This window comes from Pricia sp., from assembly GCF_041745955.1.
In the GTDB taxonomy this organism is placed as follows: Bacteria; Bacteroidota; Bacteroidia; order Flavobacteriales; family Flavobacteriaceae; genus Pricia.
In genome coordinates, this window is the sequence record NZ_JBGTHY010000435.1 from 1 (window position 1) to 21,239 (window position 21,239).

The window sequence follows — 21,239 nt, forward strand, 5'->3', positions numbered from 1 at the left end:
CCGATCGGAATGCCCGACCCGATTTCAGCCATTAAATTTAGAATGGAACAAATGGGAATGAAACAAAAAGATTTGGTCGAAATGGTCGGTTTTAAGAGCCGGGTAAGCGAAATTATGAACAATAAACGCAAATTGACCTTGGACATGATCAGAAAATTAAGTGCGAATCTGCACATTCCAACGGAAGTTCTAATTCAAGAATACTAAGCAACAGCGGAAAGGCCAGCAGATAACAATGGCTCCTACGAAAAGCCCTAGTCCAGTTCTCTAAAGTTAATCAATAGAGGGTGTAAACTGAACTTCTATGTTAAAAACCAAGGATTCTCCTAAAATTCTAAAATTGGGCCATATCAATTCCATTAGGTTGGTTTGACGACCTGTTTAGTTTGATTTCTAAAGACCTAAAATAAACCTAATTCTCAGACTTCTATCAATAGACCGATACCGGAGCATGGCTGCATTCTTGTATTATGGAAAATAGGATGGGAGCCGTACACTCTGTCGAACAGACATCCCGTTAGGGGAGCTGTAGCTCAGTTCAACGGTTTCCCAACCCATAGGGCTATAGGTGAATTTCATATTTCACTTGGTTCTTCCATACATATCGGACCCTGTTGGATAGCTTTTTGGCAATTCTGATGATTGCCCTATTGGGCTTCATGGTCTTGCACAGTTTTGTATAGGCCAAGGTACGATTGATGAACATGCGACTGGATATAGTGGTAAGCGATATTGTGGGACTTACCGGGACCAAAATAATCTCGGCATTTATCGGCGGAGAAAATTCAGGGGAAAAATTAGCAGGGCACCGTCACTATAATTGCCGGAAATTAGAAGGGGAAATTGCCAAAGCACTCCAGTACAATGGCAGGGACGATTACTTTTTTGCCCTAAAACAGGAGTGGGAAACCTATCTCCATCTTCAAAGGCAAATTATCGAAGTAGACGGGCAAATAAAGGAACACCTTGAAGAGGTCATCGATAATGATGATACTAAAAAACAGCATATTGTCGATAAAAAACCACACAAAAGAAAAAACAAAAACACGATCAGGGACCTGGATATGGCCCAAATATCCTATCAGTACTTTGAAGGTGTCGATCTAATGGCGATCGAAGATGTAAATGACGCCACCATAATGGCGATCATAAGCGAGATAGGATTGGAAGGAATTAAAAAATTCGGGTCCTCAAAACAATTCACCCTTGGCTCAGGTTGGCCCCGAACAACAAAATCAGTGGGGGAAAAGTATTGAGCCACCATCTTCCAAAAAGGAAGCAATAGACTTAAAATAGTATTTATACTTGCCGCCAACGCAATCGGGAATTTAAAAGAAGAACATCTGGCAGATTTTTTCAGAAGAATAAATTACAAAAAAGGAAGGGCAACGGCCATAAGTGCCACAGCAAGAAAACTTGCGGTAATTATTTGGAACATGCTCACAAAAGGAGTTCCATACAATATAATTGCGGGATGTAACGGAGCAGGAAAAACGACGGCTTCTTACACTATCCTACCCGAAATATTGGATTGTAACGAATTTGTGAACGCAGATGAAATTGCACGGGGACTTTCGCCATTCCGGCCTGAAAAAGCTGGAATTCAAGCTGGCCGATTAATGCTGCAAAGAATCAAATCTCTTATAAGCAAAGGACAGGATTTTGCATTTGAAACAACTCTTTCAACCAAAAGTTACAAGAATTTGGTGGAAGATGCCCAAAGAAACGGATATTCGGTAACCCTTATTTTCTTTTATTTAAGCTCACAGGATTTAGCCATAAAAAGGGTTGAAACTCGGGTAAAAGAAGGTGGACATAATATTCCAGAGAAAGTTATCAGAAAAAGGTGCGAAAATGGACTGAAGAACTTCTTCAACATATTCAGACCGATTGTGGATGAGTGGTTGTTTATAGAAAATTCGGGCGAACCATATAAGTTGATAGCTCAAAAAAAACAATCGGACGAGAAAATCTACATCGACAAAATTTGGAATCAATTAAAAACGAAATACGATGGGAAGTAAAAATAAAATTGACGAACAAACACAAAAAATCCTTACAGGATTGGAAAGGTCCTATCAGAAATTGGTGGAATTTAAAAAGTATAAGAAGAGTCCATTAATTATTGAGAAAGACGGAGTTATAATGGAAATACAGCCCGAAAAAATACTACCCACAACAACGTATATAGCTCATAGCTAGGTCGTTTCTTTAACGAGAGGGTCAGGCTCATTAGCTGGCTCGTGCTATAGCGAAAAGTAAATGCTTTTTTGCACGCTACGAGTCACAGTGACCGGGAACCACGATACCAAGGCCATGGGGAACATCCTCCTAAGGGCAAAGAGCATCCTCCTCAACAAAGGTGCAATCGTATTGTAGGATACCGAGACCGTTTTCGAAATTAATGCCCCGTATGCATCCTTCCCCGATATCTGGCGGCAAAAAGAGGATGTATTCATCACAGTTCGTAGAATATCCGACACCGAAAGCCTCGGCAATATCGGCAATGACCTCTTTCAGGAGTAAGGAATTGACTTGATTGGTTTTCATTGAGGCGGTTTTGAGCTTTGGTTATACCGTTTTTAACCGGTCTGGCCTTCATCTTGACAATGGCCTTAAAAAAATCTAAACGGACAGGGATAGACGAATACTTTTACTACCATTTTACTCTCTAACACCCCTAAAAAGAGCCTCACATCCAACGATAGGCACAGTCCAGTAGATTAGCCTATAGAGGGAAACCAGGAGGTTCGGCCATCAGGCTTTTGACCTTTACCCAGAACAGAATACTGGTCACACTCTCCGGTTTCGAGAAATCGGCCAACAATTTCAGGTTCCGTCTAAACTGCTCGAGCTCGCTGCGGCTGACGCTACCTTCATCTATCGGAAAATACGCCATTCCCCAATCGGGAAAGGTTCTTTTTTCAACGGCGTTCTCGGCGATTATTCGTACTTGTACATGCCGATCATCATTTTCGATTTTCTGATAAAGTTCTTGTATGGTCCGCTGATTACCTTCCAAAATTTGAATAAATCGGCGGTTGTAGTACACCAAACATCCCGTAATACCACTTTTCGCATTCCTCGCTCTTGAGGTTACCAGAATTTCGTCGATTTCCGCTGTAAGCAATCCCTTTTTAGCAACGGATTCATAGGTTAGCTCATAGATCATTGATTTTCCCATTTAATAAAGAGGACAAAGAAAACAAAACCCTTATAAAAACGATAGGCCTAAATAGCAAAATAGCCACTAAATTTGACCGAATTGCGGATTTTTTACGGTTTAAGTCCTAAGCACCTGATATGACCTTGGCAAAAAGGCACGCTGCAAGCTTGAATTACCATATGGCCGATTAGAGATTTGCGATTTTGGTGCGCTATTTTAAAAGATCGGCTATTTATTCCAATTCTGAAGCCGGTTCAGATATAGATAGCTTTCGACAAACTTTCTATGTTCCGGGCCGGTCATTTTTTCCACTAAGTTCAATGCGGATATGTAGCTTGCCAAATTCCCGTTCGAGGAACTGAATTTTCCGTCCTCCACAAAAGTGACCAAGCTATCGTTCTGTACCTTTAAATTCGGATAGTCCCTTTGCAATTGTTCGCCACCCCCGATCCAAGTAACGATTTTATGTCCGTCCGCAATTCCGGAAGCCCCTATGAGTTGCGCGCCCGCGCAATTGCTAACGGTATACGTGGTTTCCCTGTTCTTTTCCTTGATGAAACCTACGATCTTATAGTTATGCACCTGCGCATACATGTCATAGGCGCTCGGTACAAAAAGTGCCGTTAGCATCGGACAATTTTCAAAGGTGTAATCCGGGATAAAATGCATTCCCTCTTCAGTCGTAATGGCCTCTTCGGTTTCCGCTATCGAAACCACATTAAAAAGCTGTTTTCCGTCCTCGCTGGGTTTTGCGAAAACATCGGATGTGGCAATAACCTCGCTTTGTAGCACACCGTTGTACATCAAAAGTCCGATGGTCGGCAGTTCCGTATTGAAGGGTTTTAGGTGTTCTGTGAGGGTGTCCGTCTTATTTTCTAATTGGCCGACCGCTTCACTTGCAGAACCGGCATTTGATTTTTCGGGATTACAACTGATCAGAAATAGTATGGAAATTAATGTTGCTAGGATTCTGAAGTTTACCATTTTCTTTATATTTTTTTGAGATTATAATTAAGCGCTTACTTATGCTAAATTAATCGAAGCTTATCAATTCCCGTTCCTGCCTTCATGATGTTCAGGTAAAACCTCCCCTACCAACCGCAACATCTTCCCGCTCAACGAAAAAAGCCATTGCATCTGTTCGGCAACCAAATGGGCCTCCTGACGGTTCCGTTTAGTGGCACCGCGGACATTGGAGTGCTGTTCGTACTTTTGCTGCCATATCTTGGAGGCATCGGTCGAAACCAATCCATCCTCCGGAATATCGTAGGATACTTTACGCTTTTTATCCGCTAAAGACTGAAGCACCTGTGCCAAATTATCCGCTATTTTCTGCGCACTTGTCGAAAAAGTTTCAGAGGCTTCCGTCGTATTGTTCTGCTGAATATAGGTGCTTAACGAGGCCAACGACGATAAAAAGGTATAGTTCAGTACTACGAATTCGTATATCTTATCGATATTTTTCTGTTTCGATCGGGGTTCCTGTGCCATGCGCTGAAAAGCGGAACTTAAGTTTGAGGTTTCCAAAAACGCTTCTTTACGACATACTTTGTAGCTGGTCGACACCTTCCCTTTTTGTTGATAATATTCGGCGATACAGTGTAGAAAGGCTTTGTTGGCCTTGATGCTGTTCTCGATAGTTGTACCGATTTCCGAAAAGCTCCAGGCTGGCCATAGAAATCTCAGGGCAAGAAAAGACAGGCCGGCACCGATCAGCGTATCCAATATACGGAACTGGATGACGGTCAGCACATCGGGACGTATAATGGCATAGATAAACACTACACTCAAGGTAATGAACGTCGCTGACGCCTTATAATTTTTCTGAACCATGGAAAAGGCGACCACCAAAGACGCAACGCCCAAACCGCCGTAGACATAGGGATCTTCGATCAAAAAAACCAGTCCCGATGCGATGGCGCCGCCGATGAGCGTTCCGATGATACGGTCTTTGGTACGGGTTTTGGTAAGGCCGTAACTGGGCCGCATGATAACGATAATGGTCAGCATTATCCAATACGGGTTCTGGAAATCCAAAAAAACACCCAACCCATACCCGACCATGATGGTTACCGCCATACGCAAGGCATGTTTGAAAATGGTGGACTTAAAACTGAGATTGCGCAGCAAAAGTCTGGGATCGTAGTCTTGATCGACGATAAAACGTTTCGAAACCTCTTTATCGATAAAGTCGATGCTTTCGTTCTCGGGATCACCCAAAAGCCATTTTATGCGTTTTAGCTTTTCGAATTGCTTTTCTTGGTATTCGTATAGATTCTGTAATATCAGATACTCCCGATAATCGGTATGCGCTTTGTTCTCGTTAAAGGTCTCGATATGGCGTGCTACATTTTCAAAGCATGCCGTAAGATTTTTGTTGGATGGGTATTTACGGGCATTCTCTCCCGCTTCTGAGATAACCTGCAACTGTCGCGCTATTTCGAAAATCAGGTCTTGAAAGCTTTTGATATATTCGGGATGTTCTTCGAGAAGGGCATCCATCTTGTCGTACTGCACGGGATTGGCCATCGCCGTTTCCAGGATGTCGATAAGCTCAACAAAGACCAATAGCCGTTTGCCTTGGTAATTGGATTTTCCCGAGCGCGTGCGCGACTGGATCAGAATCTCCCGTAGGGTCTCATGAGTATCCGTCAACTCGCTCTGTAAGGTCAGTAACCTGGATTGTAACTTTTTGCGGTCTGTATGGTGTCCCACTAATTTGCCGCGCGTTTCAAGATATCGGGCGGTCAGCAAGAACGTTTCCGACAAGATTTCCTCGGTCTGCGCCTTTGGATTCAAATGGTACCAAAGTGTTGACAAAAGCAAATACCAGAGTCCGCCTAAACCGATCAAAAGGGCATACTGATAGATTTCGAGTGTTTCGACAGTATGGGCAAAACTCAATACCAACGCCAATAATCCGGAAAAACTGATTAGGGATGCCCGAAAACCGTAAATGGCAAGGAAAGAAATCGCAAAAACGAGAACCCCCAGAACAGGCACAAGAAGCAGTGGACTAAAATGTAGATAGCCGCCAATAAAACTGACGACCATGGCCAAAAGGGCGGAAAAAAGAATCCCGTACTTCTTATGCCGATAACTGCCGCTGACATCGCTGGGGGAACTCCAAAATGCACCGAAGCAAAGCGCCAAGCCGATTTCAAAATGGTCTGACCATATACCCAGTACAATGGGTATCGTTACTGCGATACCTATCAGTATGGCCTTCGAGAAATTGGTACTCTTCAAGAACTGCAACAGCTCTTTAGAACCTTCGGAAAGCTTTTGTGAAAATGGTCTCAAAACGGAACGGTCATGGGGTAAAGATACTGCTTATACTTATCTACTTCATGATTCGCGTCAATTGAAAATAACGTTTGTAATTATCGGGAATGGTATCGATTTCCAACAAAGAACCTTCCTGCATATAGGGATAGATCTCGTCATAGGTCTGTATGTTGTACATACCTACCCGCTTACTGATATGACTGCGATCGAGTTCATTGGGCGTGTTCAGGCCCGCAGCGGCGACCAGTTCCAAAAGACTGTGTACCGTAGCCTGTTGAAAGTTTTTTACCCGCACCGCCTTGTCCTCGACCACTAAGCCTCTCGTGAGCGACTTGTTTTGAGTGGCGACCCCGGTCGGGCAGGTGTTCATATTGCATTGCAGGGCCTGAATGCACCCTACGGCCAGCATCATGGCACGGGCACTGTTACAGCCGTCGGCACCCAAGGCGATAGCACGCGCTATATGGAATCCCGTGATGATCTTACCCGCTACGATTACCTTGATATCTTTGCGCAGTCCGAAACCTACAAGGGTATCGTGTACAAAGATCAGGCCTTCGCGCAGCGGCATGCCCATAGTGTTCGAAAATTCTACGGGCGAGGCTCCTGTGCCGCCCTCCCCGCCGTCAACGGTAATAAAATCGGGCTGTATCTCGGTATATATCATCGCCTCGCAGAAATCCATGAATTCCTGTTTTCTACCCAGACAGAGTTTGAATCCGACCGGTTTGCCGTCGGAAAGATCACGCAGTTTTTTAATAAAGTACATGAACTGTATCGGATCGGCAAAAGCGGAATGTGATGGTGGGGAATGTACAGCAATACCCGGTTTGATGTGCCGCACCTTGGCGATCTCCTCGGTATTCTTAATTGCGGGCAAAATACCGCCGTGACCGGGCTTAGCGCCCTGGGACAATTTGATCTCAATCATTTTTACCTCGGGCCGAGTGGCATTTTCGCGAAAAGTCTCATCATTAAAAGTACCATCATCATTGCGACAACCGAAATAACCCGTTCCAATTTGCCATATCAGGTCGCCGCCGTGCCGCAGATGGTACTCGCTAATACCGCCCTCGCCCGTATTGTGGGCAAAGTTTCCCATTCTGGCGCCTTTGTTCATAGCGAGAATAGCCCGGTCGCTCAACGAACCGAAACTCATGGCCGAAATGTTCAAAAGACTTGAAGAATAGGGCTGTAAACAGTCCTTGCCCCCGATTTTCAATCGTGGGAACTCCCCGATCTCTTTGGGATTGTTCTTGGCGTACATGGAATGCTCCATCCACTCGTAACCGGAATGATACAGGTCCATCTGCGTACCGAAAGGCTCGGTATCGGTCAAGCCCTTGGCGCGCCGATAGACCAGTGATCTCAGTATGCGGTTTAAAGGTCTGCCCTCGGTATCGGTTTCCACAAAATACTGTTGGATTTCAGGGCGTATCGATTCCAGCATATAACGGAACCTTCCGAGCAATGGAAAATTCCGGCGAATCGCATGATCCTTCTGGACGATATCGAATATGCCCATTACGATCAAGGGACCTATCAGTATAAACCACCACAACACAGGAGGCCACACCGTAGCGATACCTACGATAAGAACAACCGACACAACGGAAATTAGGATAAAATACTCACGGACTTTCATAACCTAGCTTATTTTGGATGCGACAAAGGTAAGAATAGGTTCTATATTCTACGGTATCGCCAATATTTTAAAAGTATTCTGGGAATATATGATTTTCGTTCGTTTTTTTCTTCAAAATTAGCATGAATTAGGAATATCACCTTAATCTGCCGGTTCTTGAAAATTGCCCGCCCGACCTCCACCGCAAAAAATTCCAATACACTTCACCTGCCGAATTGGGCGTTTCACTCCCAAATGTAGACGTTTCGCCTGAAAAGTCCCAATTTCAGGGGGGATACGCCCGTATATTTGTATCAGAAAACAAAATGAAGTTTAACAACATAAAAATATAATCATGAAAAACGCAACAACATATTTAGGTATTGCCCTTTTAGGTACGCTATTAATGTCATTTTCCGGAAAACCCGATTGCAAGACCAATTGCGAACCGTTACCGATAGACGATATTACGTATATCGAACCGACAGAAGATTTCGAATTGGACTTCGATACGGCACAATATCTTCCCGAAGGCTTCAATGCCTATAAAGGTATGGAAGCAGATTTGACGGACGTCACTTTTGTAGAAAACGAAGAAGAAATCGAGCTTGGGTTTAACAGTGCCAAGTACTTGCCCATCGGTTTTGATGCGTATGAAGGTATGGTAATCGAGCTTGATGATATCGAGTACATCGAAGAAGAGGAAGAAGTAGAATTGGATTTTAACGTCCAGAATTATCTTCCCAACAATTTCAACGCCTATTCCAGATAAATCAGGAATGTGGATGGATTAAAAATTAGGCTCCCGAATCATATTTGGGAGCCTAACTTTTTCAAAACCATTCCGTTTCATGCTACTTCCCATACATCCCCTGAAATTTAACGTACCTTTGAAACATCCCCTCAAAAGCGATTTTCCATGGCCCTAACACAAGTCAAACAATCCGCAATTGTCAAGATAGCTATATTGATAGCCGTTTTGGCATCCCTTCCAAAAACCATTTTTTTATACGAAATGATCAGTGAGGGAAATCTGGGGTTTTCTAAGATCTGGCTTCTAGATCTTCTGTATCGTCTGGTTTTCTTCTTTTTGTTCGCTTGGGCCATATTACAGCTCAACGCCAATCTCGGATACGCCAAAAACAAATGGTCTACCAAAATGAGAATGGCCGTTTTGGTCGTGGTCAATATTTTCGTAATGCTGCTCGCCCTTTTCCTGTTCAAGTTTCTATACCCTATTATTTTGCAAACGGAAATCGAACAGCGCGATGTCGGATTTTTGAATTTCACCTACGCCAACCTACTGATCGCCCTTTTCTTTATCGGTCGGATTTTGCGCCTGCAGACCGATAAGCAAGAGAGCCGCATAGAGAACGAACGCCTCAAACAGCAGAGTTTGCAGAACGAACTCATGGCCTTAAAAAACCAGATCGATCCGCATTTTCTGTTCAATTCCCTGAATTCGTTGACTTCCTTGATCCGTGAAAACGAAAAGGCCACAAAGTTCGTGAAGAAACTATCCCATATGTACCGGTATATCCTACAAAGTGGCGAAAGCGATTTGGTGAGCGTCAGGGAGGAGCTGAAATTTACTGAAAGTTATACGCACCTGATCCGCACCCGATACCGCGATCGTTTTTCGATCGATATGCACATTGATGACCGGTATCTAGATCTTGAAATTCCGCCTTTGGCGTTACAGTTGTTAGTGGAAAATGCCGTAAAGCATAACGAAATCTCGACAAAAAATCCGTTGACCGTCCGTATTTACTCCAAAGAGGACTCCATCTATGTTGAAAACCCCATCCAACCGAGAACGGTATTGAAAGAGGGTACAAAAAACGGTCTCTTAAACCTAAAAAAAAGATACGTACTGCTACTCAAAAAAGAAGTCACGGTACGTGCCGAAAACAATACCTTTGTCGTTGACCTGCCTTTGGTCCTTAAAACCAAGGAATCGACCTAACATCAAACAGATCCAAGATGAAAGTGCTGATCATAGAAGATGAACTGGCGGCTAGTGAGAATCTTACCTATTTGCTACATTCCATAGACAAGGATATCGAAGTGGTAAACGTTTTGGATTCCGTCAAATCATCTCTGGATTTTTTCTCCAAATCCCATGATGCCGAATTGGTGTTTATGGATATTCACCTTGCCGACGGCATTTCATTCGAGATTTTCGAACAGGCGCGCATCGATATTCCCGTGGTATTTACGACCGCCTATAACCAGTATGCCCTAAAGGCATTTAAGTTCAATAGCATCGATTATTTGCTGAAACCTATTGACAAAGACGAACTGGCAGATGCCCTGCAACAGTTCAAAGTACAGAACAAGGGAAAAGGAATCGATGATCAACAGGTTGAGGGACTTCTAGATTTGATACAGACCAAGCGCAAGAAATTCAAGACCACTTTTCTGGTCAGCCGCCGCGACGAGCTGATTCCCCTGAAAACCGAAAAAATTGCCTATTTCAGAATCGATACGGGGGTCGTAAAAGCGGTTACCTCGGATAATAAAGCCTATTCCGTTGACGACAAACTTGAGGATATCGAAGAAGAATTGGATTCCCATCTTTTTCATAGGGCAAACCGGCAATTCATTATTAATAAGGATGCGGTCGTAAACCTCAAAACCTATTTTAACGGAAAACTTATCGTTGAAGTAAAGCCCGTTTCTGACGAGCGGATTATAATCAGCAAGGCCAAAGCCACCGAATTTAAGGATTGGTTGGGGTCTTGAATTCTCGTGAAGGTTTTCCGAATCCGGAATAATTTCCATAGTTTTTTGCTGATTTCTTCCAGTTTTTATTGGGTTCTTTAAGCCAACGGAATTTTTAGGGATGGAAGGATATGCACCCAAAAAAGGCCACCTTTTCAGGAAGCCTTTGTAATGCTCGGTGATTTTTAAAACTACTTCAACGTAAGGTTCAACCTTGCAAATAGGTATCGCCCGCCGATACCGAACTGCTGTGCCCTACGCGACCAATCAAAGCGGCCATCGCTGCGGTTTCCGTATTGATCGAAAGCCCTTTCGGGATAGATATCGAACAAGTTGTTTGCACCAACCGTAAGTGTTAGCGCATCAGTGAATTTGTAACCGACGGATAGATCGGTCACTATTCTCGGATCGAACACTTGTTGGTTCGCAATGATAGTAGAAGCCTCGGTCACCTCGCCGAAATAGACGTTTCTTAGAAAGACCACCAATTTATCGGAAGTCAGGCTGTTCGACAAGTTGACTTTGGCTCTAGGTACGGCCTCTTCTAAATATACCCTACTGTCTTCCGGAAAGTAGGTCTCTACCAAGCCGGCATTGGTCAATACTTGCGATGCGTTGATGTCGCCGATCTGGTTGGTCCTGGAAAAAGTACCGGCCAAGTCGGACTTCAACCTCCAATTGGTTCCTAAATTGGCGTTATGAGTTACTACTACATCTAAACCTCTTGATTCGGTGTTGATGGCATTGGCGAAAAAGGACGCCGCCGTCGCATTGGCCTGACGCAAAAGATTATCCAACTCAGTACCTGTGCCCGGACCCTCGAACTGACCGGTATAGACCACTCTATCTTCTATTTCAACATAATACCCATCTACCGTAATCGTCAGATTGGCATCGGGAATTTTTGCGGTAAGACCCAAACTGACACTTTTTGAGGTTTCTTCCTTGAGATTGGGAATTCCCAAGAGGTTTGCAGCCCTACTGTCATTGGCGAAGGTACCGACTTCTTGTGGGTTTCCTTCGTTATCAAAAATTGTTGAAGTAGAGTTGAAATTGATTTGGTGCAAAGATGGGGCCCTAAAACCGGTATTGGCAGCACCTCTCAAGTTCAGATTATCAGTAATCTTGTACCGAGTGGACAGTTTGAAATTAATGGTCGATCCAAAATCGCTGTAATTTTCAAAACGTGTGGCAAAACTGACAAGGAACTTTTCAGAGAAATCGGCTTCCAAATCCAAATAACCGGCCACACTACTACGACCTCTCGAAAGTTCGTTACTAGGCGCAAATCCGGGAAACACCTGCGATCCGCCGGGTCTGCCATTACCGAAGAAATCTTGTGATGCCTGTTGGGAAGCTAGGGTAATTCGCTGTCCGTTTGCGGTATACTGGGCATAAGACGGTTCTTCACCTGCTTCTATGTCGTACTTTTCAGTACGATATTCCGCCCCAAAAGCTACGTTCAGCCCGGCCATGACATCGTCGAAATATTGGGTAACATCGAGGTTGGCGGTATTTTGGGCAAAAGAAAATCCTCCTGCATCGAAAATGGTGGGTGATGCCCGTTGTAAAGAGGCGTTATAGGTATTTCCTATAGTATACAGAAAAGCATTTCGACCGTAAGTGTTACTCAAATCAACATCCCAGTCCCCGATTTTTCCTTTGATTCCCACGGAAAGGGATTGATCTTTGATATTGGAATTGATCTCTGGCAAAAATCCATTGATGTAGGCGGGAGTATACGTCCGGCTTTGATTCGGCAGCCTATAAAAGCCTGCAGAATTACCGGTACGTGAACTTAGGCCTGCGAAGGAATAGACTTCCGTGCCGTTATCGTCCAAGGGCAAGGAGAAATTGGCGAAGAATCGACCGCCGCGTAGAGCGGATTGGCCGACACGCATGTTGTAATCGCTACGCTGCTGGCCGCGTGCCGCCAATTCTGCTTCGGTAGCATCCGTTGCAAGAATAGGCTGTAAGTCCTCCTTTGTGGTAGCCCCGTTCAAATTGATGCCCGCTTGATTGGCATATTGTATGACATCGGTCACATCATCGTCCAACAAATTGGTTATGTCATAACCATCAGCATCGGCAACACGCTCGACAACGTTGTACTGATTAAAAACCGTTCCCTCCCATTCCTTCATCCGACTATAATCCTGCCGTACATCGAAATCACCGGAAAGATTGAGGAAGCCGCCGTTATCGCCCAAGGGTACGCCATAACTTGCGGCCACGTTGGTCGATTCGCCATCAACACCACCGGTCTGATCGTTGGCGTTTTTGGTAAAATTTGCCCCGGTGGTTACAGAGGTGTTGAGCTCATTGACGGTTCTGTTCAATACGATATTGATCACGCCAGCGATCGCATCGGAACCGTACTGTGCGGCCGCACCGTCGCGCAAAACTTCGATACGCTGAATGGCAACAGCGGGAATCGCGTTCAGATCGGTACCGACACTACCTCGGCCGAAGGTGCCGTTTACGTTAATCAACGAAGAGTTGTGCCGTCTTTTTCCATTGATCAACACCAGGACTTGATCGGGACCCAAACCGCGCAAAGACGCGGGATCGATGTGGTCAGTACCATCGGAAATCGTTTGCGTGTTCGAGGTAAACGAGGGCGCCACGTAGTTTAAAATCTGGTTCAGGTTGACCTGCGGACCAACGCTGTTCAGTTCTTTCATATCGATAACATCGACTGGAACGGCACTTTCAATGGCTGTTCGGTTTGGCGCACGGGAACCGACAATAATCACTTCGGACAAGGCGACACCCGAAGCCAGTTGTATGCTCATCTCCCCCGCCTCTGCAATGGTTTCCATAGTTTCGAAACCGATATAAGAGACCACCAACGTGTCCCCGACCTCGGCGCTGATCGAAAAATTACCATCAAAATCAGTGGTAGAGCCCGTAGTTGTGCCCTTGACGACTACTGAAGCTCCGGGTAAGGGCGCACCATCATCATCCAATACGGTTCCTGTTATCTGGGCGCTGGCAAGGCCGACGATACCGAATAATAGAACCAAAACCATAAAGTATTTTGTTTTCATAATGTGTTGTTGTTTGAGTTTATCTTAATTAATATGGCGAAATTTAAGGAAATATTATACTTAAACGTAGGAAATTAGATAAAAAGAGTCAAGTGGCTCGGATTGAAGCTACTGCGAACGGCTTCGATTTTGTACATTTATACCTCCTCGCAATGTATATTTGTTTCCCATGCAGCACCTGATAGACCGCTTTCTGAAATACGTAAAGATCGATACCCAGAGCGATCCGAATTCCAGAACTACGCCCAGCACCGAAAAACAATGGCTTTTTGCGGAAGAACTGGTAGAAGAGCTACAGGAAATTGGGCTGGAAGAGGTAACGATCGACGACAATGCCTATATCATGGCCACCTTACCCAGCAATATTTCAGCCGATGTGCCTGTCATAGGATTTATCTCCCATTTTGATACGAGTCCGGATTTTACCGGGACGGACGTAAATCCCCAAATCATCGAGAATTACGATGGTCAGGATATCGTTCTCAATACTTTGGACAACATCGTGCTTTCCCCGGATTATTTTGAGGATTTACTACAGTATAGAGGACAGACCTTGATTACTACGGATGGCACTACCCTCTTGGGCGCAGATGACAAAGCCGGCATCACAGAGATCGTGACCGCCATGGAATACCTGATCGACCACCCAGAAATTAAACATGGTAAAATACGGATAGGCTTTACCCCCGATGAGGAAATAGGACGCGGCGCCCACCTTTTCGACGTTGATAAATTTGGGGCGGAATGGGCCTACACCCTGGACGGCAGCCAAATAGGGGAACTGGAATATGAAAATTTCAACGCCGCAAGTGCCAAAGTGATCATTACCGGAAAAGGTGTACACCCGGGCTACGCCAAGAACAGGATGGTAAACGCCATCAGCATCGCCACGGAATTCCTAGAAATTTTACCCCCGGAGGAAACGCCCCAACGCACCGAAGGCCGGGAAGGCTTTTTTCACGTGCACCATTTAAAGGGAGAAATCGAACATGCGGAATTCGAATTGATCGTTCGCGACCACGATGCAGCGCTATTCGAAAAACGAAAACAACTGCTTTATGACATCGCTGCCAGGCTGAACCGTGATCACGGCGACTGCATCGCTTTAGAGATCAAGGACCAATATTTCAACATGCGACAAAAAGTGGAGCCGGTCATGCATATCGTCGATATTGCCAAAGAAGCTATGGAACGTGTCGGTGTGACTCCGATCATTAAGCCTATTCGCGGTGGCACCGATGGTTCGCAATTAAGCTATATGGGCCTGCCCTGCCCCAATATTTTTGCAGGCGGCCATAATTTTCACGGAAAATATGAATATGTACCCGTTGAGAGCATGCAGAAAGCGGTGGAGGTTATTGTGAAGATTTGCGAAATCGTGGCGACACGAAGGTAGGTACGCTATGTATTGCGTTTGTACTAAGGGGAAATTCCAAATCGAAAATCACAAAACTATCTTCACTATTTGGAAGTTGGCCCCGAGATTTCGGGACCATTTTTAATTTGGAGTTTACCTCAGGTCAAACCATAGGCAATTTCCACCCATTCTGATAGTTCGCTTTCAAAAATTGATTGGCCTGCTCTTCCTTAAACTTTCCTGCTGCTTCATCCCAGTAAATGCGGTTGCCCGTCTTAAAGGCTGCATTGCCCATATGGGATACGACGGCAGCGTCATAGCCTACTTTGATGGGGGCGTTCAAGATTGAAGCTTCCCTGCTTTTTACGGCGTCGATAAAGTTAACGGTGTGCAGGTCGAGTCCGTTTACACCTCCCGTACCATGTGATTCGGCCTCAATTTTGGGAATAGCCTTTTTTCCCCCGCCTTGGGACTCTTCTTCGGGAATAATTTCCCAACCGTTGCGGTCGACCACGAGGGTGCCGTTATTGCCAATAAATGCTACACCATGGTTTCTGCCATAATTACCCCCGCTGATACCAGTGGCGTGTTCCCAAAGAATCGAAAATCCATCATACTCGTATACCGTCTGCAAGGTATCGGGTGTTTCGGAAGCATCATCGGGATAAGCGAATTTTCCACCGAGAGCCATGACGGATTTGGGAGTGCCGGCCTTCATACCGTATAACGCATAATCCAACATATGCACGCCCCAGTCCGTCATCAACCCGCCTGCATAATCCCAAAACCAACGGAAATTGAAATGGAAGCGATTGGCGTTGAACGGTCTTTCGGGCGCCGGCCCCAACCACATCTTATAGTTCACGCCTTCCGGTACGGCGGTATCGGGCAATACGGGTACCGGTTTCATCCAACCCTGGTAGGCCCAGGCCTTCGCCAAACGGATATTGCCCAATTTTCCGGAATGGACAAAATCGATGGCATCGACAAAATGCGGCTGACTGCGTTGCCATTGTCCGACCTGTACCATTCGGTCGCTGGCCCCGGCATAGTTCAACATGATGTTACATTCCTGAACGGAATTGGCAATGGGTTTCTCGCAATAGACGTCTTTGCCGGCCTGCAGGGAATCGGTCAGCATCAAGCAATGCCAATGGTCTGGAGTGCCGACGATAACGACATCGATATCCTTGTTTTCCAAAAGTTTGCGATAGTCCCTGTACCACATCGGTTTTTTGATGCCGGCTTTTTCAAGATCGGCGGTACGGGCCTTCAGCACGCTCTCATCGACATCGCAAAGAGCGATTACGTTCGTCTCGCTAATTTTCAGCATCGAACTGAGATCGCTAAAGCCCATGCCCTTGCAGCCGATAAGACCGACATTGATACGATCGTTCGCCCCGACCGGTTTGCGTAATGTGGCCAAAAGTTCCATGGGAAACATGAATGCCGCGCTGGAGCCCGCTAGCGCCAAAGTACTTTTTTTGATGAACTTTCTTCTGTTATGGTACATAATCCTATTGTATCGATTCAAAAAGCCGCTGCTTGAAATATTCCTGTACTTGCCTCCTATTTCTTCTCGGGCGCGTTCAACTTTTTGCTCATTTCCATGGAAATGGAAGAGCGGTCGAATTTGAGTTTTCCCGCCATGGTCTCCAAAATACAGGAAAAATCCTTATCGTTCAGCTCCATGATCTTGCCGTGCAATCCGCTTTTGGTAATTACGCGATCACCTTTTTTCAATTCGGCGGCGAATTTTTTTTCATCCTTTGAACGTTTCATTTGCGGGCGTATCATAAAAAAATATGCTACCACAAAAATTAAGATCATCGGAAGAAACTGTCCTATATCACCCATTATTTAATTCCATTTTCTTGGTTAATGTTCTACTTTGGTCTAGAAGGAAGGCTTTATCATTTGACCTATCAGTCCAATACTAAACAACATAAGACCCGCCTACCGGCAAGCCTTAAGTCAATTAGTATACTCTGGTACATCTTTCAACTCGCCTATACAACGGCGGGTTCAAGATGAATTTGATTTTTTAGGACGTCGGACCTACAGGACCGGCGTTCTTTGGATTTACAAAGGCCTTGATCCGCAATATCTCCGTACCCTTTTCTGTGTTCGCGTTTACGGTAATGGTCTTGCTCACCTGATTTTGTCCGGATCCGTTGAATTTCACTACCAATTCTCCAGTTTCGCCCGGAGCGATAGGATCTTTTGGCGGGTTCGGCACCGTACAGCCACAAGAACTGGTTGCGTTGGTAATGATCAAGGGCGCGTTACCCGTATTCGTGAACTTGAATACGGTCTCTTGGGCCGTGCCTTGTTCGATAGTTCCGAAATCGTGCTCCGATTCCTCGAATTCCATAACAGGTATCTGCTTGCCGACCTCATCGCGTTGGGCGGCCTCGGCAACATTGTCAGAATTTATTTTGCTCGCGGCATTATCCTTACAAGACGTAAAGGCCACCAGCGCAATCGTACTTAGGGCTAAAATTACTTTTTTCATGGTTTATACTATTTAATTAGAATAACAAAATTAATGAATAATTATCAACTTGTATTTCGTCGATCAAAAACTTACTTACAACTCCATAACGTAATTGTCCTCATTTTATTGAGTGGGTCGTACTGCGCACCTCTCAAATAAGTCCCCTTCCTATTTTGTTCAATTTATTTTCGGCCTTGTATTCCCTGACGAGATTGTCTAAAATACCGTTGATAAAAATACTGCTTTTCGGAGTGGAATATTCTTTGGCGATTTCCAAAAATTCGTTGATGGTCACTTTTTCGGGGATGGTCGGAAAGTTCAAAAGTTCGCAGATAGCCATTTTTAAGAGGATGGAGTCCATATCGGCGATGCGGTCTTTGTCCCAATTGGGGGTTTTCCCTTCGATTTCCTTCGTCCATTCGGCATCCCTGAGCAAGGTTTTCGTCAGCAGTTTCTGGGCGTAATCCATATCCGCATCATCCTTTAATAATCGGGGAAGAAAAAAGGATGTCGGACGGTTTTCGTTCGCCTTCTTGAACAATTTTAAAATAAAGGTGTTTACAATGGGGATGTCATCCACCCAGGTCAACTTGTCATCCTCAAAATAATCATAAATCTTATCGTTCGGTGCGATGATTTCCTTGAAAACGGATGCCAAAAATTCCTTATCCTCCCCGTAAGAATTTTTTCCGGAAGACATATAGTCGGAGTACAAAGGATGCTCAACCGTTTCATTGTACAGAATTTTCACATACTCATCGTTCAGGTACCAGTTTTTGAGCTTGCGTTTCTTCAGTTCCGCTTTCAACGCCTCGTTGTTCACCAACTGGAGCAAAAGCCTGTTGTTCACGAATTTTTCTTGATCGGGATAGGTATCGGACGTAGTCGCCAAGTACTTTTTCGACGACAGTTTCAGCTGCTCCCCGGCCCTTTGGTGCATTTCGATTATCAGGCTCAGCATCAGCAGATAAAGATTGTACATGCTTTCGATACTGTAGCGCAGAAATTTCTCCTGCTTTTCTAAAGAATCGTCCTTTGATTGGGTCAGGGCGTAGATGCACTGCATCACCTTGATTCTAATGTGCCGTCGTGTCAACATATGGTAAAGAACTTTTGGAATAGGATTACTTCTTTTTCAAGCGGCAAAAATAGGAAAAGAAGTTGGTTTCTTGGCTCATGATTCTTGTTTCTTGGTTATCTTTGGCCCATTAAAAATGTATACTCCGAGTATAAGCATCGACCATCTGCATGAAGGAACTCAAGCACCTCAACAAATACTTCAAAAAATACTGGAAGAAATTACTGGTAGGTATTTTTATTACCATCATTGCCAGAATGTTGCAACTCGTTATGCCATCCTATGTAAACAAATCCATCGGTGTGGTCGAGCAGTTTATGGATTCTGAAATTAGGGAGTCCGAAGCCGAGGGACTCCTTTTAAAATTCATTCTTATCATTGTCGGAGCCGCCCTGTTATCGGGATTTTTCACCTTTTTGATGCGGCAGACGATCATCAACGTCTCCCGATATATCGAATACGACCTGAAGAACGAGGTGTTCGACCACTATCAATTGTTGAGTCTCAATTTTTACAAAAAGAACCGCACCGGCGACCTTATGAACCGCATCAGTGAAGACGTGAACCAAGTGCGCCTATATACCGGGCCGGCCTTGATGTACGGTATCAATACGGTCACCCTTTTTGTCTGTATCATTCCCATTATGTTCATAACGGCACCGACACTCGCCGCCTATGCCCTGATTCCCCTACCTGTCTTGTCCGTACTGATCTATCATATCAGTAAGATCATCCATAAACGCAGTTCCGTCGTACAGCAATTTTTATCCACACTGTCTACCTTTACCCAAGAGGTATTTTCAGGGGTATCCGTCATCAAGGCCTATGCCCTTGAACCTCGGATCAATGCCGAATTGGGGTCGCTCGCTTTGGAGGGCAAAAATAAGAGCATGAATTTGGCCAAGGTAGACGCCTGGTTCTTCCCGTTAATGGTAATGCTGATTGGTATCAGCAACATTTTCGTCATCTACATCGGTGGAAAACAGTTTATCGACGGCGAAATCGAATCGGTCGGGGTTATTGCGGAATTCATTCTTTACGTCAATATGCTAACGTGGCCCGTAGCCATTATCGGCTGGTTGACCTCTATCGTGCAAAGGGCGGAAGCTTCGCAAAAAAGGATCAACGAATTTTTGCTCGAGACTCCCGATATCGTAAATACCGTACACGAAACTACGCCCATAAATGGGAAAATAGAGTTCAGAAATGTGACCTTCACCTATGAGGATACGGAAATTACTGCCTTGAAAAACCTGTCGTTTACCATACATGCCGGGGATACCGTTGCTATTCTTGGAAAGACAGGATCTGGTAAGTCCACCATTCTAGATTTAGTGGCGCGCCTCTATGATGTGACCTCAGGTGAAATTTTGATCGATGACATACCTATCCGGCAACTGAACATCGACAGCTTACGGCAGGCCGTCGGTGCCGTGCCGCAAGATGCATTCCTGTTCTCCGACTCCATAAAGAATAATATCAAGTTCGGTAAGGAAAACGCTACGGACGAAGAAGTGGTTAAAGCCGCCAAAGAAGCCGTAGTGCACCAAAATATCATAGGTTTTTCAAAAGGATATGACACGGTGCTCGGCGAAAGGGGCATTACCCTCAGTGGAGGCCAGAAACAGCGGGTGTCCATTGCACGGGCCTTATTGAAGGATCCACAAGTCTATCTTTTCGACGATTGCCTATCCGCCGTGGATACAGAAACAGAAGAAGAAATCTTAAGCAATCTCAAGAAGGCTTCTGACAATAAAACCACGCTCATCGTAAGTCATCGGGTGTCTTCGGCCAAGAACGCCGATAAGGTACTCGTGCTTAAAGATGGTGAACTCCTACAAGAAGGCAGTCACGAACAGCTAAATAATAAAGAAGGATACTACAAAGAGCTGTATATTACACAACTATCGGAGAACGTAACCTAACGAAAGGAGAGGAATACAATCAAAGAAAATCAGAAAATTGTTGTCGAATTGACTTTTTTTTTCCACTTTTGGATAAACAACCAACAAGTAGAGCGATGGAAGGGAAAAATTCAATAGACCAGGAGGAAATTCACTCCAAAGTAATGCGTGCGGGCAGACGAACGTATTTTTTCGATGTACGAAGCACCAAAGCGGGCGATTATTATCTAACGATCACCGAAAGCAAAAAGTTTACCCACGACGATGGGTCTTTTCACTATAAAAAACACAAAATTTACCTCTATAAAGAAGATTTTGAGGATTTTAGGGAAAATGTCGAGGAAATGATGGACTTCATCATCGATGAAAAAGGAAAGGAAGTTATCTCCGAAAGACATCAAAAGCATTTTAAGAAGGAGGATGAAGGGCCTAGTGAAAACGGGGAAGCCAAACCTACCGATAGTTTTACGGATGTCAGCTTTGATGATATTTAGGGAAAACTATATGAAAATTGTACTATTTCTGATATCTTTTTCCCTTCTTCAAATCGG

Annotated in this window: 20 protein-coding genes; 10 read left to right on the plus strand and 10 right to left on the minus strand. The window is 44.7% G+C overall.

Translation table 11 applies throughout. The annotated features are described in order from the left end of the window. The 4 genes from ACEW8S_RS15320 to ACEW8S_RS15335 form a co-directional block, all read left to right on the plus strand. On the plus strand, nucleotides 1-207 hold a 207-nt coding region (locus ACEW8S_RS15320; RefSeq protein WP_373519000.1), incomplete at its 5' end, for a type II toxin-antitoxin system HigA family antitoxin. 491 nt (nucleotides 208-698) lie between these two features. Continuing rightward, nucleotides 699-1,256 (plus strand): hypothetical protein, encoded by a 558-nt coding sequence (locus ACEW8S_RS15325; protein ID WP_373519001.1) that lies wholly within the window; start codon nucleotides 699-701, stop codon nucleotides 1,254-1,256. A 180-nt stretch (nucleotides 1,257-1,436) separates the two neighbouring features. Then, complete coding sequence (locus ACEW8S_RS15330; RefSeq protein ID WP_373519002.1) at nucleotides 1,437-2,024, plus strand: zeta toxin family protein; 588 nt, start codon at nucleotides 1,437-1,439, stop codon at nucleotides 2,022-2,024. Beyond that, the gene (locus ACEW8S_RS15335; RefSeq protein ID WP_373519003.1) at nucleotides 2,014-2,202 is read left to right on the plus strand and encodes a hypothetical protein; all 189 of its coding nucleotides are present in this window, start codon (nucleotides 2,014-2,016) and stop codon (nucleotides 2,200-2,202) included. The genes ACEW8S_RS15330 and ACEW8S_RS15335 overlap by 11 nt, the downstream gene beginning before the upstream one ends. 129 nt (nucleotides 2,203-2,331) lie before the next feature. Here ACEW8S_RS15335 and ACEW8S_RS15340 read toward each other — a convergent pair whose 3' ends face one another. The 5 genes from ACEW8S_RS15340 to ACEW8S_RS15360 all read right to left on the minus strand — a co-directional run bounded on the left by ACEW8S_RS15340 (nucleotide 2,332) and on the right by ACEW8S_RS15360 (nucleotide 8,099). Further along, nucleotides 2,332-2,550, minus strand: a complete 219-nt coding sequence (locus tag ACEW8S_RS15340) for a hypothetical protein (protein ID WP_373519004.1) — start codon at nucleotides 2,548-2,550, stop codon at nucleotides 2,332-2,334. Between the two features lie 178 nt (nucleotides 2,551-2,728). Continuing rightward, nucleotides 2,729-3,172, minus strand: a complete 444-nt coding sequence (locus ACEW8S_RS15345) for a BLUF domain-containing protein (RefSeq protein WP_373519005.1) — start codon at nucleotides 3,170-3,172, stop codon at nucleotides 2,729-2,731. Between the two features lie 222 nt (nucleotides 3,173-3,394). Beyond that, nucleotides 3,395-4,150 (minus strand): DJ-1/PfpI family protein, encoded by a 756-nt coding sequence (locus ACEW8S_RS15350; RefSeq protein WP_373519006.1) that lies wholly within the window; start codon nucleotides 4,148-4,150, stop codon nucleotides 3,395-3,397. 63 nt (nucleotides 4,151-4,213) lie between these two features. Further along, complete coding sequence (locus tag ACEW8S_RS15355) at nucleotides 4,214-6,469, minus strand: FUSC family membrane protein (protein ID WP_373519007.1); 2,256 nt, start codon at nucleotides 6,467-6,469, stop codon at nucleotides 4,214-4,216. 40 nt (nucleotides 6,470-6,509) lie between these two features. After that, nucleotides 6,510-8,099, minus strand: a complete 1,590-nt coding sequence (locus ACEW8S_RS15360) for an FMN-binding glutamate synthase family protein (protein ID WP_373519008.1) — start codon at nucleotides 8,097-8,099, stop codon at nucleotides 6,510-6,512. A gap of 334 nt (nucleotides 8,100-8,433) precedes the next feature. Here ACEW8S_RS15360 and ACEW8S_RS15365 point away from each other — a divergent pair, with 334 nt between their 5' ends. The 3 genes from ACEW8S_RS15365 to ACEW8S_RS15375 all read left to right on the plus strand — a co-directional run bounded on the left by ACEW8S_RS15365 (nucleotide 8,434) and on the right by ACEW8S_RS15375 (nucleotide 10,823). Then, a complete protein-coding gene (locus ACEW8S_RS15365; protein ID WP_373519009.1) occupies nucleotides 8,434-8,850 on the plus strand; it encodes a hypothetical protein in 417 nt (138 codons plus the stop codon). Nucleotides 8,851-8,997: 147 nt separating this feature from the next. Then, nucleotides 8,998-10,044: a sensor histidine kinase gene (locus ACEW8S_RS15370; protein ID WP_373519010.1), complete on the plus strand. Its 1,047-nt coding sequence runs from the start codon at nucleotides 8,998-9,000 to the stop codon at nucleotides 10,042-10,044. Nucleotides 10,045-10,061: 17 nt separating this feature from the next. Next, nucleotides 10,062-10,823, plus strand: a complete 762-nt coding sequence (locus ACEW8S_RS15375; RefSeq protein WP_373519011.1) for a LytR/AlgR family response regulator transcription factor — start codon at nucleotides 10,062-10,064, stop codon at nucleotides 10,821-10,823. A 170-nt stretch (nucleotides 10,824-10,993) separates the two neighbouring features. On the opposite strand, the gene ACEW8S_RS15380 is transcribed toward ACEW8S_RS15375, so the two are convergent. After that, entirely contained in the window at nucleotides 10,994-13,852 is a 2,859-nt protein-coding gene (locus tag ACEW8S_RS15380) for a TonB-dependent receptor domain-containing protein (protein ID WP_373519012.1), read from the minus strand. 169 nt (nucleotides 13,853-14,021) lie between these two features. Between ACEW8S_RS15380 and pepT the strand changes: the two genes are divergently transcribed. Continuing rightward, nucleotides 14,022-15,248, plus strand: coding sequence for a peptidase T (pepT, locus tag ACEW8S_RS15385; RefSeq protein WP_373519013.1), 1,227 nt, complete (start codon nucleotides 14,022-14,024; stop codon nucleotides 15,246-15,248). Between the two features lie 124 nt (nucleotides 15,249-15,372). On the opposite strand, the gene ACEW8S_RS15390 is transcribed toward pepT, so the two are convergent. From ACEW8S_RS15390 to nusB, 4 genes are all read right to left on the minus strand, one after another. Next, nucleotides 15,373-16,722, minus strand: a complete 1,350-nt coding sequence (locus ACEW8S_RS15390) for a Gfo/Idh/MocA family protein (RefSeq protein WP_373519014.1) — start codon at nucleotides 16,720-16,722, stop codon at nucleotides 15,373-15,375. 56 nt (nucleotides 16,723-16,778) lie between these two features. Beyond that, nucleotides 16,779-17,066: a preprotein translocase subunit YajC gene (yajC, locus tag ACEW8S_RS15395; RefSeq protein ID WP_373519015.1), complete on the minus strand. Its 288-nt coding sequence runs from the start codon at nucleotides 17,064-17,066 to the stop codon at nucleotides 16,779-16,781. Between the two features lie 187 nt (nucleotides 17,067-17,253). Continuing rightward, entirely contained in the window at nucleotides 17,254-17,724 is a 471-nt protein-coding gene (locus ACEW8S_RS15400) for a DUF1573 domain-containing protein (protein WP_373519016.1), read from the minus strand. A 133-nt stretch (nucleotides 17,725-17,857) separates the two neighbouring features. After that, on the minus strand, nucleotides 17,858-18,805 hold the full coding sequence (gene nusB, locus ACEW8S_RS15405) for a transcription antitermination factor NusB (protein WP_373519017.1): 948 nt from the start codon (nucleotides 18,803-18,805) through the stop codon (nucleotides 17,858-17,860). A 149-nt stretch (nucleotides 18,806-18,954) separates the two neighbouring features. Between nusB and ACEW8S_RS15410 the strand changes: the two genes are divergently transcribed. Together ACEW8S_RS15410 and ACEW8S_RS15415 are read left to right on the plus strand one after the other, a co-directional pair. Further along, nucleotides 18,955-20,709: an ABC transporter ATP-binding protein gene (locus ACEW8S_RS15410; protein WP_373519018.1), complete on the plus strand. Its 1,755-nt coding sequence runs from the start codon at nucleotides 18,955-18,957 to the stop codon at nucleotides 20,707-20,709. Nucleotides 20,710-20,804: 95 nt separating this feature from the next. Beyond that, nucleotides 20,805-21,182, plus strand: coding sequence for a PUR family DNA/RNA-binding protein (locus tag ACEW8S_RS15415; protein ID WP_373519019.1), 378 nt, complete (start codon nucleotides 20,805-20,807; stop codon nucleotides 21,180-21,182). The last annotated feature ends 57 nt before the right edge of the window (nucleotides 21,183-21,239 follow it).

What these genes read in the sequence shown, in the direction of transcription:
- ACEW8S_RS15360 (WP_373519008.1), bottom strand. Translation starts at nt 8,099, where the DNA reads ATGAAAGTCCGTGAGTATTTTATCCTAATTTCCGTTGTGTCGGTTGTT.
- nusB (WP_373519017.1), bottom strand. Translation starts at nt 18,805, where the DNA reads ATGTTGACACGACGGCACATTAGAATCAAGGTGATGCAGTGCATCTAC.
- ACEW8S_RS15340 (WP_373519004.1), bottom strand. Translation starts at nt 2,550, where the DNA reads ATGAAAACCAATCAAGTCAATTCCTTACTCCTGAAAGAGGTCATTGCC.
- ACEW8S_RS15365 (WP_373519009.1), top strand. Translation starts at nt 8,434, where the DNA reads ATGAAAAACGCAACAACATATTTAGGTATTGCCCTTTTAGGTACGCTA.
- ACEW8S_RS15375 (WP_373519011.1), top strand. Translation starts at nt 10,062, where the DNA reads ATGAAAGTGCTGATCATAGAAGATGAACTGGCGGCTAGTGAGAATCTT.
- ACEW8S_RS15400 (WP_373519016.1), bottom strand. Translation starts at nt 17,724, where the DNA reads ATGAAAAAAGTAATTTTAGCCCTAAGTACGATTGCGCTGGTGGCCTTT.
- yajC (WP_373519015.1), bottom strand. Translation starts at nt 17,066, where the DNA reads ATGGGTGATATAGGACAGTTTCTTCCGATGATCTTAATTTTTGTGGTA.
- ACEW8S_RS15335 (WP_373519003.1), top strand. Translation starts at nt 2,014, where the DNA reads ATGGGAAGTAAAAATAAAATTGACGAACAAACACAAAAAATCCTTACA.
- ACEW8S_RS15380 (WP_373519012.1), bottom strand. Translation starts at nt 13,852, where the DNA reads ATGAAAACAAAATACTTTATGGTTTTGGTTCTATTATTCGGTATCGTC.
- pepT (WP_373519013.1), top strand. Translation starts at nt 14,022, where the DNA reads ATGCAGCACCTGATAGACCGCTTTCTGAAATACGTAAAGATCGATACC.
- ACEW8S_RS15330 (WP_373519002.1), top strand. Translation starts at nt 1,437, where the DNA reads ATGCTCACAAAAGGAGTTCCATACAATATAATTGCGGGATGTAACGGA.
- ACEW8S_RS15370 (WP_373519010.1), top strand. Translation starts at nt 8,998, where the DNA reads ATGGCCCTAACACAAGTCAAACAATCCGCAATTGTCAAGATAGCTATA.
- ACEW8S_RS15350 (WP_373519006.1), bottom strand. Translation starts at nt 4,150, where the DNA reads ATGGTAAACTTCAGAATCCTAGCAACATTAATTTCCATACTATTTCTG.
- ACEW8S_RS15390 (WP_373519014.1), bottom strand. Translation starts at nt 16,722, where the DNA reads ATGTACCATAACAGAAGAAAGTTCATCAAAAAAAGTACTTTGGCGCTA.
- ACEW8S_RS15415 (WP_373519019.1), top strand. Translation starts at nt 20,805, where the DNA reads ATGGAAGGGAAAAATTCAATAGACCAGGAGGAAATTCACTCCAAAGTA.
- ACEW8S_RS15410 (WP_373519018.1), top strand. Translation starts at nt 18,955, where the DNA reads ATGAAGGAACTCAAGCACCTCAACAAATACTTCAAAAAATACTGGAAG.
- ACEW8S_RS15325 (WP_373519001.1), top strand. Translation starts at nt 699, where the DNA reads ATGAACATGCGACTGGATATAGTGGTAAGCGATATTGTGGGACTTACC.
- ACEW8S_RS15345 (WP_373519005.1), bottom strand. Translation starts at nt 3,172, where the DNA reads ATGATCTATGAGCTAACCTATGAATCCGTTGCTAAAAAGGGATTGCTT.